Source organism: Pantoea septica (assembly GCF_002095575.1).
GTDB lineage: Bacteria > Pseudomonadota > Gammaproteobacteria > Enterobacterales > Enterobacteriaceae > Pantoea > Pantoea septica.
Genome location: NZ_MLJJ01000002.1, coordinates 1 through 14287 on the forward strand (window position 1 = coordinate 1; position 14287 = coordinate 14287).

The 14287-nt window shown below is 56.8% G+C and carries 15 protein-coding genes and 6 pseudogenes; 9 read left to right on the forward strand and 12 right to left on the reverse strand.

The features are described from left to right. The 3 genes and pseudogenes from brxF to HA46_RS21235 all read right to left on the reverse strand — a co-directional run. The coding region (gene brxF / locus HA46_RS20655) for a BREX-3 system P-loop-containing protein BrxF (protein ID WP_158086832.1) at positions 1–374 on the reverse strand (374 nt) is incomplete at its 3' end. A gap of 301 nt (positions 375–675) precedes the next feature. Beyond that, positions 676–861: pseudogene (locus HA46_RS01115) on the reverse strand (IS3 family transposase); the annotation flags it as partial. 7 nt (positions 862–868) lie between these two features. Beyond that, positions 869–1138 (reverse strand): annotated as a pseudogene (locus HA46_RS21235) (transposase); the annotation flags it as partial. Positions 1139–1170: 32 nt separating this feature from the next. Between HA46_RS21235 and HA46_RS01125 the strand changes: the two are divergent. Both HA46_RS01125 and HA46_RS01130 read left to right on the forward strand, forming a co-directional pair. Further along, positions 1171–1441, forward strand: a pseudogene (locus tag HA46_RS01125) (DUF3289 family protein); the annotation flags it as partial. Further along, positions 1425–1880, forward strand: coding sequence for a DUF943 family protein (locus HA46_RS01130; RefSeq protein ID WP_084881932.1), 456 nt, complete (start codon positions 1425–1427; stop codon positions 1878–1880). The pseudogene HA46_RS01125 and the gene HA46_RS01130, both read left to right, overlap by 17 nt. Before the next feature lie 99 nt (positions 1881–1979). On the opposite strand, the gene HA46_RS01135 is transcribed toward HA46_RS01130, so the two are convergent. Both HA46_RS01135 and HA46_RS01140 read right to left on the reverse strand, forming a co-directional pair. Next, on the reverse strand, positions 1980–2570 hold the full coding sequence (locus HA46_RS01135) for a class I SAM-dependent methyltransferase (RefSeq protein WP_244277486.1): 591 nt from the start codon (positions 2568–2570) through the stop codon (positions 1980–1982). Continuing rightward, positions 2567–3580: an HNH endonuclease gene (locus HA46_RS01140; protein WP_084881933.1), complete on the reverse strand. Its 1014-nt coding sequence runs from the start codon at positions 3578–3580 to the stop codon at positions 2567–2569. Before HA46_RS01140 ends, HA46_RS01135 begins: the two co-directional genes overlap by 4 nt. 167 nt (positions 3581–3747) lie before the next feature. Here HA46_RS01140 and HA46_RS21610 point away from each other — a divergent pair. Together HA46_RS21610 and HA46_RS01145 are read left to right on the forward strand one after the other, a co-directional pair. Then, positions 3748–3891 (forward strand): annotated as a pseudogene (locus HA46_RS21610) (STM2901 family protein); the annotation flags it as partial. Continuing rightward, a complete protein-coding gene (locus tag HA46_RS01145) occupies positions 3884–4240 on the forward strand; it encodes a DUF1493 family protein (protein ID WP_084881934.1) in 357 nt (118 codons plus the stop codon). The pseudogene HA46_RS21610 and the gene HA46_RS01145, both read left to right, overlap by 8 nt. A gap of 7 nt (positions 4241–4247) precedes the next feature. Here HA46_RS01145 and HA46_RS21240 read toward each other — a convergent pair. The 3 genes and pseudogenes from HA46_RS21240 to HA46_RS01160 all read right to left on the reverse strand — a co-directional run. Then, positions 4248–4409: pseudogene (locus tag HA46_RS21240) on the reverse strand (type VI secretion system tube protein Hcp); the annotation flags it as partial. 1 nt (position 4410) lies between these two features. Further along, positions 4411–4674 carry a hypothetical protein gene (locus tag HA46_RS01155; RefSeq protein WP_244277487.1) on the reverse strand — a complete coding sequence of 88 codons (264 nt, stop codon included), beginning with the start codon at positions 4672–4674 and terminating at the stop codon, positions 4411–4413. Then, positions 4652–5171 (reverse strand): annotated as a pseudogene (locus tag HA46_RS01160) (DUF2778 domain-containing protein). Before HA46_RS01160 ends, HA46_RS01155 begins: the two are co-directional and overlap by 23 nt. 568 nt (positions 5172–5739) lie before the next feature. Here HA46_RS01160 and HA46_RS01165 point away from each other — a divergent pair. The 3 genes from HA46_RS01165 to HA46_RS01175 all read left to right on the forward strand — a co-directional run bounded on the left by HA46_RS01165 (position 5740) and on the right by HA46_RS01175 (position 8506). Beyond that, a complete protein-coding gene (locus HA46_RS01165) occupies positions 5740–6756 on the forward strand; it encodes an isopenicillin N synthase family dioxygenase (protein ID WP_084881935.1) in 1017 nt (338 codons plus the stop codon). 9 nt (positions 6757–6765) lie between these two features. Next, positions 6766–7557 (forward strand): MetQ/NlpA family ABC transporter substrate-binding protein, encoded by a 792-nt coding sequence (locus HA46_RS01170; protein WP_084881936.1) that lies wholly within the window; start codon positions 6766–6768, stop codon positions 7555–7557. A gap of 169 nt (positions 7558–7726) precedes the next feature. Next, the gene (locus HA46_RS01175) at positions 7727–8506 is read left to right on the forward strand and encodes a CDP-diacylglycerol diphosphatase (RefSeq protein ID WP_410477665.1); all 780 of its coding nucleotides are present in this window, start codon (positions 7727–7729) and stop codon (positions 8504–8506) included. Here the strand turns inward: HA46_RS01175 and HA46_RS01180 are convergent. Beyond that, a complete protein-coding gene (locus tag HA46_RS01180) occupies positions 8503–9816 on the reverse strand; it encodes a serine hydrolase domain-containing protein (protein WP_084881938.1) in 1314 nt (437 codons plus the stop codon). The genes HA46_RS01175 and HA46_RS01180 overlap by 4 nt on opposite strands. A 118-nt stretch (positions 9817–9934) precedes the next feature. On the opposite strand from HA46_RS01180, the gene HA46_RS01185 reads away from it, so the two are divergent. Both HA46_RS01185 and HA46_RS01190 read left to right on the forward strand, forming a co-directional pair. Further along, on the forward strand, positions 9935–10825 hold the full coding sequence (locus tag HA46_RS01185) for a LysR family transcriptional regulator (RefSeq protein ID WP_084881939.1): 891 nt from the start codon (positions 9935–9937) through the stop codon (positions 10823–10825). A 105-nt stretch (positions 10826–10930) separates the two neighbouring features. After that, entirely contained in the window at positions 10931–11440 is a 510-nt protein-coding gene (locus HA46_RS01190; RefSeq protein ID WP_084881940.1) for an RcnB family protein, read from the forward strand. Between the two features lie 96 nt (positions 11441–11536). On the opposite strand, the gene HA46_RS01195 is transcribed toward HA46_RS01190, so the two are convergent. From HA46_RS01195 to HA46_RS01205, 3 genes are read right to left on the reverse strand one after another with little or no spacing between them, the layout of a single operon-like run. Then, entirely contained in the window at positions 11537–12649 is a 1113-nt protein-coding gene (locus tag HA46_RS01195; RefSeq protein ID WP_084881941.1) for an NAD(P)/FAD-dependent oxidoreductase, read from the reverse strand. Between the two features lie 37 nt (positions 12650–12686). Next, the gene (locus HA46_RS01200) at positions 12687–13460 is read right to left on the reverse strand and encodes an amino acid ABC transporter ATP-binding protein (protein ID WP_048784273.1); all 774 of its coding nucleotides are present in this window, start codon (positions 13458–13460) and stop codon (positions 12687–12689) included. After that, complete coding sequence (locus tag HA46_RS01205) at positions 13457–14269, reverse strand: amino acid ABC transporter permease (RefSeq protein WP_033793395.1); 813 nt, start codon at positions 14267–14269, stop codon at positions 13457–13459. The genes HA46_RS01200 and HA46_RS01205 overlap by 4 nt, the downstream gene beginning before the upstream one ends. Between the last annotated feature and the right edge of the window lie 18 nt (positions 14270–14287).

The window sequence follows — 14287 nt, forward strand, 5'->3', positions numbered from 1 at the left end:
AGATTTGCCAGCTCATTCGCAGTGTAAGATTGATAATCGGCCCTTCCCGGAACTGAAAAGGTTAAAAATTGCTCTGTAAGCTGCCCTGGCCAAATAGCGATGATAGGCTTGATACGCGCCAGCTCTTGTAGCTGGCGCAAAGGATCTAGTTCTAGAGATGGCTCAAATAGAACTTGAATCCTGTCAATCCATACTACTTCAGACGCTATGCAATTTAGCATTTTAGCGAGGATATCTGGTGCCTTACGGGATCGATCAGCATGTGATAGCGGAAGCAAGTGTTCACATAGCTCTTCAGATAGCTCGAGCAACGTTATCTCTTCTGACAGATGAGAAGGCAATATGCCTTGTTCAGTTGAGTTTACGATTAACACCAGCGAGCTAGCCTGGTCACACAATCTCAAAAGGGCTGAGTCGGTTTCCTTAAGCAGATCGTAAGTCGAGGATACGATTGTAGTATGGATGTTTTGACCAATCATTTATCTGAAGTTTTAACGTGAACTGATGGGGATATTCTAGCGAGTTAGCAACAGCTTGTCTCAATAGAAACAGAGCACAATGATGATCATACGTACTACTGTTTCCATTCGTTTTAAGGACTGGATAGGGGCTGGCCGCCATGAGGACAAACAAAAATCTATGGTCTGACCCCACACCCGTAGACAAATTCTGTCCTCACGATGAGGTCTGTTCAAAGGCCGCCGGACTGACTCCTCCGAGGTGATTGTGACGCCGGGCCCGGTTGTAGAACACTTCAATGTAATCGAAGATATCCGCCCGGGCCAAATCCCGGGTTTAGTATATTCTCTTCCTGATGCGTTCTTTTTTCAGTGATCTGAAGAACGATTCGGCCACCGCATTGACGCTCCTATGTCAAGAGTGGGCGGTTGGCATAGTCGAGGTCTGATAAAATCAATGGGTAAAGTTCACGGACGATGTAGCGTTTCAGGCATCTCAGGACTTCTTTGGTCGATAACCCTTCACCAGTTCGCCTGTCGACATAGATTCTTGTCCGCGGATCACTGCGCATACTCACAAAGGCTATTGTTCACAGGGCATTGTTTGCTTCACGTGAGCCGCCGCGATTTAATCTGTGTCTGACAGTTTTTCCTGATGATGCTGGTATCGATGGCAAGCCCGTTCTGCGCCAGCAGCGAGCTGCCGCTGTTGGTCACTTTTCATGATACCTGGGCAACAAACATCACTATAAAATCTCTACATATTGATAATGACCGCTACCGGGCAGTGGTGCATTACAAAATCCAGGATCACTTCGGCCTTGATGTCGATGATATTTCAAAATTCAGGTTCAACCAATTCCGATTCTTTCGTATCTGGTTTGTTCTACAGCGATACAATCAGTTTAGTTTCAAGCCCTTTATGACCGATATGGAAGCCACCATAGAAATTACTGGAGACCGCAAGTGAGAGTAAAAAATAAGAAAGCTATTGCCTTGGCTGCCTGCGTATTGCTTGGTTGCTTGCTTTGGCTGTCACTGCGTCCGGTGGAAATTGTCGCAGTACATAGAGATGGAGAGTTTAGCTCTGTCCTGGTAAAAAACTTCCCTTTTACTGATAGAGGGAAAATTAGCTGGTGGCTGAAAAACAAAGACATGTTGAAAGAAAAATATAACATTCCGCAACCTGATAAAAATGGTTTTTTCTCTATAGTCTTTTGGGATTTCGCAGATGGCTATAAAGAGCGAGGTAAATACGACAGACGATGCTTTGATGATATTCAATCGTCATTAAATTGCATTGATAAAAACAGAATTTTTTCCATATGGAACACCTCAGGTAATAATGTTTCATTCGGTGTTGGCGATGGTGAATATACCATGGATAAAAATGGTTCAATAATAAGAAATGAATCAAAGTAACTGAATACTCCCAACCCACAATATAGTAAATCCCCGGGAGACTATCTTAACGAAGAGGAAAACGGCAAGCATCAAGGGCGGTTAAATATCAGACACCCGCTATCCTGTTTTCTCAACTAGCACATTCACCCACCGTTCGCTTCTTTCCCTTCGCCGGTCTTCACTCAACCACTCCTGCATCACCCTCAGCCCGGCTCCTTCAATCTCCCTCAACATCCCCGCAATCTCTCCCTCACGCATATCCGTAAACACCCGCCCGTTATCCTCCCGCTCGCCCTGACCATACTTAAAAGACGCATACAGCACGCCGCCAGCCTTCAACACCTTCGCCAACCGCCTGAACACCTCCGGCAACTCCGCCCGCGATACATGCAGCAGCGATGCGCAGCACCAGATCCCGTCATAGCGCGCAACCGCATCCAGCTCCTGAAACCGCATCACCTTAACCGGCAAGCCGCTGTGCTGACTCGCCAGCGCAGCCAGTTCCGGCGAAGCATCAAACGCCTCTACCTGAAATCCCTGTTCAGCAAAGGCCTTAGCGTCGCGTCCTGAACCACAACCCGCATCCAGAACAACGCCGTGCGCAGGGAGCAGGGCAGTGAAGCGATCGCGAATCTCTGCCATATCAACCTCGACCGTGCTCTCGAAGAACTGCTGCGCGTTGCGCTGATAGTAGCGTTGCGTACTCAAAATAAGGCGTCTCCACAAGCCTGAGGCTGCCAGATATGAAACAACACGCTGCGCGCCGCCTGCCAGCCTGATGCCAGAAAACTGCGCCGCGTCGCTTCACTGTTGCCGGTCTGCTGAATCAGCGTCTCGCGCAGCGGCAGATGGCTGTTAATAAAATACTCGTTGCGCTTACGCAACCGTTCCAGCAGCGGCTGCGACGGGATATGGGCGAACTTGCCTTCCTTGCCACGATTGCAGCTCTGACACGCCAGCACCAGATTCCAGACGCCGTTGAGGTTCGGCACCTGGTCACGTGCCGCCCAGGGAATAAAGTGATCGACATCGGTGAGATCCGCGTGGCCGCGCTCAAGGCTGACCGGCCGATAGCAGTAGAAGCAGCGTCCTTTCTGGTAACCGTTCAGGCTGTTGCGACAGCTGGTGATATCGACGCGTCGCTCGCGCTGACGCGTAAACAGAACCTGCTGCTCGCTGTCATACTCCACCGCGACCAGATTACGCGACACGCCCATCGACCAGGCCTGCTCGACCAGCCGCCAGCGCGCATCGGTTTCATGGATGAGGTTCTGAAACTGCTGGGTCTCGGTCAGCTTAAAGAACGCCTCGGTAAGCCGGATACCTTTTTGCGTTTTACGTTCATCGAGAAAAAAGCGCACGTCAATCTCAGCGCGGTTCACGTTGTGAAAGGCATCAATCACGTTAGCGAAGCCGCGCTTAACGGTTACCGCCAGCAGCGCCTCTTCAGTGATTTCGCCATGATTGAACTGCATGCAGGTGTCGAGAAACTGGCTGCTTTTGGTGGTGATCTGCTTTGGCGCCTGTTCGAGATGACGGCACAAATGCTGGCTGAACGGGCGCGCCAGCGCTTCCAGAGAGATGAAATCGTTGCCCTGCGAATGTAGATCGTAGAGCGCATGCGCCAGCGCGAATTTGTAGGATGCGACGTTGTTGCCGAACAGAATGACGCCGCGCCAGTAGTTCTCCAGCGTGGGATCGGCCTGATAAAAAAGCATGTTGCCTTGTCCTGAACGAAGCCGATTTGCGTGCTGGCTTCCAGATTAACGAAACAAGTAACAGCTTTGCATAACAGGGGAAGAAATGCATCTGGTGAGTATAAGTAAACAGCAATAACTCTTTTTTCACATGTTCATGGCGGTTAGTTGATGCTCATGAAGCATTAGGTACACCTTTAGGCAGAATGATCTCTCTGGTGGGATGGATGTCGCTTGCAAGAGATATTGTGATTGTTTCCTATAAAGCAGTTTATAAATACAATATGATTTCACACCCATCCGATTGTATCTGGCAGGGACTACATGAGTAACTTACATCATTTTGAAAAAGAGGTAATGGAGTGGTATGAAAGTAACTGGAACGGGCGTATATTGCCTTTTTTCAAAAAGCCAGCACTGACTTTAGAGACAAGCCTCTCTACAGGTAAATACCCTTGGGCAAACGAGGATGCCATAGAAATAGTCGATGACTACTTTAGCCGATTTAATGTAGGCAGAAGTGATTTTTCATTCGTCAAATACTGGCCTAATGAGGAAGTCATTCTTCCCTTGAATTGCTTACGTTCTCAAAAATGCAAATGGCATTGGATTGAGCCTGAGCCGCTTACATTAAAGATGCTCGCTGAATCGGCAAAAGCGGGTTACTGGTTATTTGACTAAATGGGAGTCGCGTGCTCGTAATCTTACCTCTGGCACTGTTTACAGGTAGATTAATGTCATGACTAAGTCCAATGCTCTCTATGCTTCCTTCACGATCTTAAACGTCCACAGAACCTTTGATGTCTGAGCCAAAATCTTCTGTAAACCACATATATGGAGGGACTAGTATGTTATTTTCTCCTCATCTTGAGAAATAATCTTATCGCTATTAAATAAATAAGAGTTGTTATCATTAATACTGAGATAACATCCAGATAAAAGTAAGCATCTGAAACTGACTCGGCGTTTATATCACCGCTAATTATTTCAGCTACTTTGTGTGCAAGATCGTGACTAACATAAAGCTCAGGATTGCCAAGGGAGCGAGCAACGATATACATAATTACTACAAAAAGTAAAGTCTTAGCAATTCTACGGGCAAGTATTTGAGCCATTAGCTACTACCTCAATCCATCCGTGAGCCATAAGAGCGCGCATACAGGGAACGCGCATAAGGGAAGTATTCATAAGCGCATTACGTATCATTGCAAAATCGGAGTTATGAGCAATCGTTATGCAGCCTTCAGATACAGTACCCGGATGAAGCCTGAATAATCCGCGATGAACACCATTTATCCATGTACCGTCATCAATGTTCCAGTCATCTTTATATAGAGCAAACCATTCATGACGTCCGAATTGTGCTCCATGATAGAATTTGTTAAAGGCGTCTTGCATTCCAGTCTTTTTCTTTGAAAAAAAAACCACCAGAACCGCGCTCAACGATCCAATACTTTCAAGGAGGCAAAGGACCATCACCTTTAATAGCGCCGCAAGCACCTTTGTTTCGGTAAATGCCATTGCCAGAAAAAGCCATAAATACACCAACACCGTATAGCTTGAAAGGCGCATAGTCAGCGCCATTCAGAATCATCTTTCCATGTAATGCCATAATCCATTTATATCCTTTTATTAATTAAGTTGAAAAGTAAGCCCTATATCAACGCATCCATTTGCCAGAAGTTTTTAGTGTAAAAATTATATATGTGTTTTCAGCTATACGTAGAAGTGAAATTCATGGTATTGCTGGTTTCATCTAACGAATAAAGCAAGATTCTAAAGAGATCGCATGAATATACTAAGAGGTATATTTGCTAAAAATCCTAACGCTACAAGTTAGTGTTATTTCACTTTTTGATAAATATCAAAAAAAATATAATTTTATGGCTACAAGGTAAGCCAGAATGTGACTGGAATCACAAGGGATGACGTATTGATTAACTGGCTGCTTTAAAGTGTCCCGGTTAATCTATTGTGTTATCTGCACCTTTACAAATAGACGCAACATAAAAATGAAATCTAAATCGCAGTCAATTGCCCGATCCCTAATCTCTTTCCCGCATACCCTTTCCCCAACTTCTTCTAAAAACCCCTTGCGATAACATATAGCGCTTCACTATTTCCCGATGCGTTTTATTAGTGCGAGGGTAAATCCGGGCATCCTCTCTGGAAAACGCACAATGACCTGGACAAGCTTACCGGTGCTGGATCTGGCGCAACTCGCCGGCAGCGAAAACGAACAAAACGAGTTTTTAACCCGCCTGCGCGAAAGCGCGCGCGACGTGGGCTTTTTCTACCTCATTAACCACGGCATCAACCCGCAGCTGCAGCAGAACGTACAAAACATTACGCGCGCCTTTTTCGATCTGCCGCAGGAAGAGAAGCTGCGCGTCTCGATGATCCACTCGCCGCACTTTCGCGGCTACAACCTGGCGGGCGTGGAGTACACCCGCGAGCAGCGAGACCAGCGCGAGCAGTTCGATATCGGCGCGGATCGCGAGCCGCTGCTGCTGCTGCCGGACGATGCGGCGTGGAAGCGCCTGCAGGGGCCGAACCTCTGGCCGGAGGCGCTGCCGCAGCTGCGTCCGGTGATCAACGCCTGGCAGCAGGAAATGACCAACGTGGCGCTGCGCCTGCTACGCGCCTTCGCCCGTTCGCTGTCGCTGCCGGAGGACGCCTTCGACGCGCTCTACGGCCGCTATCCCAACGAGCACGTTAAGCTGATCCGCTATCCCGGTCAGAGCGCCGTGCAAAGCCAGCAGGGCGTCGGCGCGCATAAAGACTCCGGCTTTCTCACCTTTCTGCTGCAGGACGAGCAGCGCGGGCTGCAGGTGGAGGTGACGCCGGGCAACTGGATCGACGCCGCGCCGAAGCCGGGCGCGTTTGTGGTAAATATCGGCGAGCTGCTGGAGCTGGCGACCAACGGCTATCTGCGCGCCACCGTGCACCGCGTGCTCTCGCCGCCAGAAGGGCAGGAGCGCATCTCCATCGCCTTTTTCCTCGGCGCGCAGCTCGACACCCAGGTGCCGAGCTATCAGCTGCCCGACGCGCTGGCGGCGGAAGCGCCGGGGCCGACCAGCGATCCCGCCAATCCGCTGATCCGCGACGTGGGCTGGAACTACCTCAAAGGACGTTTACGCTCGCACCGCGATGTGGCGCAGCGCTATTACGGCGATTATCTCAAGACACTTTCATAAGGACATTGCATGAAAAAGAAGATGGTAGCGACTCTGGCGCTGGCGGCGCTTTTCTCGGGCGCCAGTTCGGCGGCGGTGCTGCGCGTGGCGGCGGATCCGGTGCCGCACAGCGAGATCCTCAACTACGTGAAGAAGATCGATCCCAAACTCGATCTGCAGGTGATCGAACTCAACGGCAACCTCAACGCCAACGAGCTGCTGGCGCGCGGCGATGTCGACGCTAACTACTTCCAGCATGTGCCATATCTGCGCGATCAGGAGAAGGCGCTGGGCGAGAAATTCGACGTGGCGGCGACGGTGCATATCGAGCCGCTGGGGCTCTACTCGCGCAAGGTGAAATCTCTGAAAGAGATACCCGAAGGCGCGCAGGTGGCGGTGCCGAACAACGTCACCAACCTGAGCCGCGCGCTCTACCTGCTGCAGGCCAACGGGCTGATTACCCTGAAGGCGGGCAAGAACGACGTCATCAATAACCTGGCGACGCCGGCGGATATCAGCAGCAACCCGCATCACCTGAAGATCGTCGAGATCGAGTCGCCGCAGCTGCCGCGCGCGCTGGATGACGTGCAGTTCGCGGTAATCAACGGCAACTACGCGCTGCAGGCGGGCCTGACGCCGTCGAAGGACGCGCTGGCGCTGGAGAAGGCGCAGGGCAACCCTTACGCCAACGTGCTGGTGACCACGCCGAAGCTGGCGAACGATCCGCGCATTAAAGCGCTGGCGAAAGATCTTGCCTCGCCGCAGGTGGCGAAGTTTATCGAGCAGCAGTATCACGGCTCGGTGATCCCGGTGAATCAGTAATCAGCAAGAGTAAACGGGATGAGGTCGCATCCCGTTTATTGTTTCAATAAAGAACGATCCAACCCGCTCAGCCTGCGCTAACATCCAGATAAAAATAGTGCGTTGCTGCCAGACAATATTTGTCTGCGTGAGGCAAAACGATAACCGGCTGGACCCTATGCGATTAAGGATGTTTCGAGGGCTGATTCTCTCTGCGATGGCGCTGCTGCTGACCGGCTGCGCGCGCTCCGATGCGCTATGGATGGTGACGCAGGATCTCTGCATGACCCACTACGAGCTTCGGCGCGATCCGGCGCCCTGCCAGCAGATCTACCAGCCGCAAAGCAAAGAGCAGGGCTTCAGCATCCTGCAGAATCCGCGCTACCCCTACCATTTTATCCTGGTGCCGAACCTGGCGATGTCCGGCATTGAGAGCATCGCGCTGTCGCGCGCGGGCCGCACAGACTACTTCGGCTATGCCTGGCTGATGCGCTACCGCCTGATGGCGGCGTACGGCGCCGCCTTTCCTGAGGACCGGCTGGGCATGGCGATTAACTCTGCGTATGGACGCAGCCAGAATCAGCTGCATATTCATCTCACCTGCCTGCGCGAAGACGTGCGTCGCCAGCTGCAGGCAGAACGACCTTACATTAATGAACAGTGGCGGCCGTTGCCCGATCGCTTGCTGAACCATACTTACTATGCCCGCCGTGTAATGCAGCCAGCGGCGATGGGCATCTATCCCATCGCCTCGGTGGCGCGCCATTTTCAGCTGTCGCCGCCGCAGCTGGCGGAATATGGCGTGGCGCTGATACCCACGACCTTCTCGGGAGAGAAAGGGTTTATCCTGCTGACCACGCGGCGCGGCTGGGATAAGGGCAACCGCGCCTCGGTGGAGTCTTTATTAGATAAACGCTGCGAGATACTTACGGCTCCGCCAGCCGACGACCCCATCCCGCTTTCCCCTTAATCACGCAGCTGCTGTGCAATCGCGCTATACATCAGCGACGCCTCCAGCGGCTGGGCGCTAAACGACGGCTCCGCCTGCGGCCAGGTCGACCACTGCACAATCACCAGCTGCTCGGCGGGGTTCACCATAATCACCTGACCATAGATACCGAGCGCCCAGAGCGACCCCTTCAGCGACGCCTCCGGTGCAGGCTCGACGTTTTTCGCATTCGCCGGCACCTCGTTGTTCCACCACTGGAAGCCGTAAAGGCCCTGCGGGTGCGCGGCGGAAACCGAGCCCTGCGCCTGGGTCCAGCTGGAAGCGAGCTTTAGCCAGCCGTCCGGCAGCGCTTTATCGCCGTTCGGCAGGCGCCCCTCATGACGCACAAACTCGCCGAAGCGGCCCCAGTCCTCCAGCGTGGCGTTGAAGCCGTGCGCGCCGACGTCATGTTTGCCGGGCTGATAGGCGTGCCAGACGCCGTCGCTCGCCATGCCGTAAGGCTGCCAGATGCTTTGCTGCAGATACGCGGCGAGCGACATGCCGGTGGCGCGCTCCAGCACATCTCCCAGCAGCCAGGCGCCGCCCGACGAGTAGGACCAGTGCTGGCCCGCCGGATGCGCTTTCTTCAGGCCGGTAATCAGCCCGCGCACGCAATCATAGGTGCCGGAACGCGCCTCGCACTGGGTCAGCTTCGCAAAGTCGGAGTCAGGCTGGGTGTAATCTTCGTTCCACGCCACGCCGGAGGTGTGGGTCAGCAGCTGCCGCAGCGTGACCTCCTGCCAGGCGGTGCCTTTCAGCTCCGGCTCGTAATCGGTGACCTTGTCATCCAGCGAGTGGATTTTCCCCTGTTTTAGCGCCACGCCGACCAGCGTCGAGACCACTGATTTGCCCACCGAGCGCGAGGTCCAGAGCGTGCTGTCGCTGTTGCCGTGCGCAAGATATTTGTAGGCGATCTGGCCGTTCTTCAGCACCAGCATTCCCGCGACGTTCTGACGCTGCAAATAGTCCGCCATGCTGTAGCGATGGCCGTTGACGCGGTAGCTCACCTCGCCGAGCTGACGCTTCGCCTGCGGCAGCGGCCGAGCGGTGCCGTGATAAAAAACATCGGCGGGATAGTTGCGATAGTCATTGCGGAAGCCCACCACGCGATCTTGTTGATCCCAGCTGAGCATGGTTTTGGGATCGGGCAGGGCGCGATCGAACGGCATCGGACAGACGCTCAGCGGCACGCCGCCGCAGGGCGCAGTCTCTGCGGCCGTTGCCGCGTGCGGCAGCAGCGTCGCCGTCGCCAGCGATGCCGCCAGCAGCAGGTTTTTCTTACTTTTCTTCATACTGTTTTCCCTCTTAATAAGCTTCAAGCTGACGGGGCGCAGTATAGGTTTCGGCCATGCTGTGTAAAAATCAGCATATGTGGGGAAATCCCATCAACCATCGCATCAGGGAGCAGCTATGGCGGGTCTCAGTTTTTCCTTTGCGCAGATAGAGGCGTTCTCTACCGTCGCCGCGCTCGGCACCGTTTCGCAGGCGGCGCGACAGCTTGGCAAGGATCGCGCCACGGTCAGCGAACTGATCGAGTTTCTGGAGGCGGGGCTGGGCTATAAGCTCTTTACACGACAGGGGCGCATGCTGGTGCTGACGCCGGAAGGGCAGCGGCTAAAGCGGCAGGCGGCGCTGCTGATGCGCCAGGCGCAGGCGTTCGACGCGGCGGCGCGCCACGTCCGCCACGAGATCTCCGACGAAATCAGCCTGGTTTACGATCCCTTTGTGCCGCGCCCCTTTCTCTGCCGTCTGATTGCGGCGCTGGCGGAGAGCAATATCCGCGCCAGCGCCTGGAGCGCGGCGCGCGAAGAGGCGGAAGCGGCGCTCGCCTGCGGCGCGGCGCAGCTGGCGCTGTGCCAGGCGCGCAATCGCAGTCTGGGCAGCGAGATGGCGTGGCGCTCGGTGGGGCTGATCGAACTCGATTTTTACGCCGCCGTGTCGCTCTTCGCGGGCAAGCAGACGGTATCGCTGTTCGATCTCGCCTCGCAGCCGCAGCTGGTGATGCATCCGGCGCCCGACGGCGTGGCGGCGAAGCAGGGACGCATCGCCGATCGCGCCTTCTACACCAACGACCGGGCGCTGCTGCGCCATATGCTGGAGAGTGGACAAGGATGGGCCTTTCTGCCGAAGCATTTTGCCGCCGCCAGCTGGCGCGACGTCGAAGCGGTCAATGTGGAGGTGGGCAATCTGGCGCTGAGCCAGATGATCGTGATGCTGTGGAAGCCCGGCATGACGGTGGATTTCGCCGTCAGCGAGGCGATGAAGATCGTTCCCGACGTCTGGGCGGATTGCCAGCAGTGACGCGTTTCTTTACATTTACCTGCCTCGCTTGTGGAACTGACAGGCTGTACAGATTGTCTTTATCCTGATCTACTCTTAACAAAATCAATCAACGTGGAAAACACTATGCGCAGGACTCAGAACGCACTCTTTTTAGCGGGTTTACTGTTTGGCTCGCTGAGCCTCGTTCCCGCCGCACAGGCTGAAGGCGACGCCGCCGATACCGTTCCGCCGCCGCCGCAGGTTCAGCAGCAGGCACCCGCCGATGCGCAGCCGCAGCAGGGCGACACCACCGACAGCAGCGGCCAGCCGCCGCTGGGACCGAACGCCGAAGAGCCGGAAGCAGGCAGCGCGCCGTCTCCCGCGCCGGATGCGAACGCCGGCAGCCCGCAGGCGCAGTCGAACTACGATCTCAACCGCATCATCATCGACTATAAAGATTACAAAATCGGCGACAGCGTGCCGCAGCAGTATCTCGACAAATCCTACAACATCGTGGAGTGGCAGAAGCGTAACCTGCCCGCGCCGGAAACCGGCAGCCACTGGACCTATATCGGCGGCAACTACCTGCTGATCACCAACGACGTCGGCAAAATCCTTAAGGCGGAGTCGGGCGATATCTACTATCGCGGCTAAGCGCGCGAGCCGTGCTCGCGGGTGAGAAGGCCCGAGCCTTCTCACCCGCTTGTAGTCACTGTCTACAGAATAAAGCCGGTCACGCGACCGGCTTTTTTATGCGAATCGTTCCGGCCGGAAGCTCGCCAGCATCGGCTGCTTCTCGCCGGTCACGATCTCCTCCGCCAGCAGCTCGCCCGCGATCAGCGCCAGCGTCGCGCCGGAGTGCGTAAAGGCGACAAAGCAGCCGGGCACGCTCTCCAGCTCGCCGAACACCGGCTCGCCGTCGCCGGGGATCGGTTTTAACCCCAGCTTCCAGCTGGCGGGGCGCAGCGGCTCGCCTTTCACTAGCTGGCTCGCTTCGGCGGCGAGCTGCGCCACCACGCTCTCGTCAATGGCGTAGCTGCCGTCCGCCTGCTGCTGAATATCCTCTTCATACCAGTCGTGATCCAGCGCGAACGTGTTGCCCGGATTGGGGCGCACCGCCGCGCGCGGCGTGTTCAGCACCGCCTTCAGCCCGTGCGCGCCCGGTTCGGTGATCACCAGCATCGACACGGGCGAGCCGTTGGGGATGGTGACGCCGAGCGGCGCGACCACATCGGGGGTTGCCGGGCCGCAGGCGACCAGCACCGCGTCGGCGCGCAGCCGATCCCCGCTCGCCAGCCTGACGCCGCTGGCGCGCGAGCCGTCGCGCAGCACCTCGCATTTGCCCGCATGCTCGACGATCTCGCCGCCCAGCGCGCGCAGCTGCTGCGCCAGGTACGCCACCAGGTGCGGCAAACTGACCCAGCCTTCGCCGGGGTTGAAGATCGCCTCCTGCGCCAGCGCCGCGCCCTCGACCTGCGCGTCGGCCTGCGCCAGGCTGCCGCGCGTCACCAGCTGCGAGTCGTAGCCGTGCGCCTTCTCATACGCATGCCGCGCGCGCGTGCCGCTCAGGTCGTCCGCCGCCCAGAACAGGCCGCCGTCGAAGCGCAGCCAGTCGCGCGTTGGATCGGCGGCGAACAGCGTGCGGTAGCGGTCGATGCCCGCCATGCGCAGCGCGTGATAGGGCAGAGAGCGTTCGCCCGCCGAGTTAAGCCAGGAGAGCGAACGGCCGGAGGCGCCGGAGCAAAGTTCAGCCTCGGTCACCAGCGTGACCGACGCGCCGCGCTTCGCCAGATGCAGCGCGCTGGAGACGCCCAGCGCGCCGCCGCCCAGTACCACTACGCGACGCAGATTTTCTAATGCCATGATTCAGTTCCTTGTTCAGTTCGAAAAGGGGAAGGGCCTACAGCACTTCCGACAGAAAACGTTGCAGGCGCGGCGACTGCGGCGCGTCGAACAGCGCGGCCGGCGGGCCCGCTTCGACAATCTCGCCTTCGTCCATAAACACCACCTGGTCGGCGACCTTGCGCGCGAAGCCCATCTCATGGGTCACCACCACCATGGTCATGCCGCGCCGACAGAGATCGGCCATCAGCGTCAGCACCCCTTTCACCAGCTCGGGATCGAGCGCCGATGTCGCCTCGTCAAACAGCATCACCTCGGGATCCATCGCCAATGCGCGGGCGATGGCCACGCGCTGCTGCTGGCCGCCGGAGAGATCGCGCGGACGGTGATCGGCGCGCTGGCCTAAGCCCACCTCCTCAAGCCGCTGGCGCGCAATCGCCATCGCCTGCGCCTTCGGCAGGCCTTTCACCTTCCAGGGCGCCAGCGCCACGTTCTCCAGCGCGCTGTGGTCGGGAAACAGGTTGAAGTGCTGGAACACCATGCCGATGCGCAGCCGCAGGGCGTCGGGCTTGTCCTGCAGCACCGAGCGTCCCGCCAGCAGCACGTCGCCCGATTTGGGCTCATGCAGGCGGTTGATGCCGCGCAGCAGCGTCGATTTGCCGGAGCCGGACGGCCCGATAATGCAGGTGGTGCTGCCGGGCGCGATACGCAGCGACACGCCGCGCAGTACGTCGATCGGCCCATAAGAGAGTGACAGATCGCGCAGCTCCAGGCTCGACCCTTTCCAGCTCGCCGCGGCGGGCGGCTCGCTCAGTTTCATTGCAACGCTCATGATTGCCCCCGATTGCCGGTTAAGGGTTGTGCGGCCAGCGCGCCCGCGGGGCGCTTTTGCACTTCTTCGACCTCTTTCAGGCCGCTCTGCGGCGCGGTAAGACGCCGGCGGCCGGTGCGATAGCGCACGTCGATCACGTTTACCGCGTGGGTCAGCGGCACGGTGATGATCAGGTAGAACAGCCCGGCCAGCATCAGCGGCGACAGGTTGCCGCTGAGCACCGCCGCGTCCTGACCGACGCGGAACAGCTCGCGCTGGCCGGTCATCAGGCCGAGCAGGTAGACCAGCGAGGAGTCTTTGATGATGGCGATAAACTGGTTAACGATGGCGGGCAGCACGCGGCGGATGCCCTGCGGGATCACCACCTGGCGCATGGCGCGGCCGTAGCTCATGCCGAGCGCGCGGCACGCCTCCATCTGTCCGCGCTCGACGCTCTGAATGCCGGCGCGGAAAATCTCGCCCATATAGGCGCTGGCGATCAGGCTGAGGGCGAAGATGCCGAGCGGATAGGGCGTCGGGCCGAACAGCTGGTAGCTGAAGCGCGCCAGGCCCTGGCCAATCAGCAGAATGGTCAGAATCGACGGCAGGCCGCGAAACAGATCGGTATAGATGCGCGCCGGCAGCCGCAGCCAGCGCGACGGCGAAATGCCCATCAGCGCCAGCAGCAGGCCGAACAGGGTGCCGAGCAGCGTAGAGGCGATCGAGATGATCAGGGTGTTGACCAGCCCGGTCGCCAGCAGCTGCGGCAGTACTTCCTTCATTGAGGCGAAGTCAAAGAAGGTGCGGGAAAGCATTGTCAGAAGATCCATCGCCGTACTCCACGGGTA

Coding starts and splice junctions, on each gene's coding strand:
- HA46_RS01140 (WP_084881933.1), bottom strand. CDS start 3,580: ATGCTTTTTTATCAGGCCGATCCCACGCTGGAGAACTACTGGCGCGGC.
- HA46_RS01145 (WP_084881934.1), top strand. CDS start 3,884: ATGAGTAACTTACATCATTTTGAAAAAGAGGTAATGGAGTGGTATGAA.
- HA46_RS01155 (WP_244277487.1), bottom strand. CDS start 4,674: ATGGCTCAAATACTTGCCCGTAGAATTGCTAAGACTTTACTTTTTGTA.
- HA46_RS01165 (WP_084881935.1), top strand. CDS start 5,740: ATGACCTGGACAAGCTTACCGGTGCTGGATCTGGCGCAACTCGCCGGC.
- HA46_RS01170 (WP_084881936.1), top strand. CDS start 6,766: ATGAAAAAGAAGATGGTAGCGACTCTGGCGCTGGCGGCGCTTTTCTCG.
- HA46_RS01175 (WP_410477665.1), top strand. CDS start 7,727: ATGTTTCGAGGGCTGATTCTCTCTGCGATGGCGCTGCTGCTGACCGGC.
- HA46_RS01180 (WP_084881938.1), bottom strand. CDS start 9,816: ATGAAGAAAAGTAAGAAAAACCTGCTGCTGGCGGCATCGCTGGCGACG.
- HA46_RS01185 (WP_084881939.1), top strand. CDS start 9,935: ATGGCGGGTCTCAGTTTTTCCTTTGCGCAGATAGAGGCGTTCTCTACC.
- HA46_RS01190 (WP_084881940.1), top strand. CDS start 10,931: ATGCGCAGGACTCAGAACGCACTCTTTTTAGCGGGTTTACTGTTTGGC.
- HA46_RS01195 (WP_084881941.1), bottom strand. CDS start 12,649: ATGGCATTAGAAAATCTGCGTCGCGTAGTGGTACTGGGCGGCGGCGCG.
- HA46_RS01200 (WP_048784273.1), bottom strand. CDS start 13,460: ATGAGCGTTGCAATGAAACTGAGCGAGCCGCCCGCCGCGGCGAGCTGG.
- HA46_RS01205 (WP_033793395.1), bottom strand. CDS start 14,269: ATGGATCTTCTGACAATGCTTTCCCGCACCTTCTTTGACTTCGCCTCA.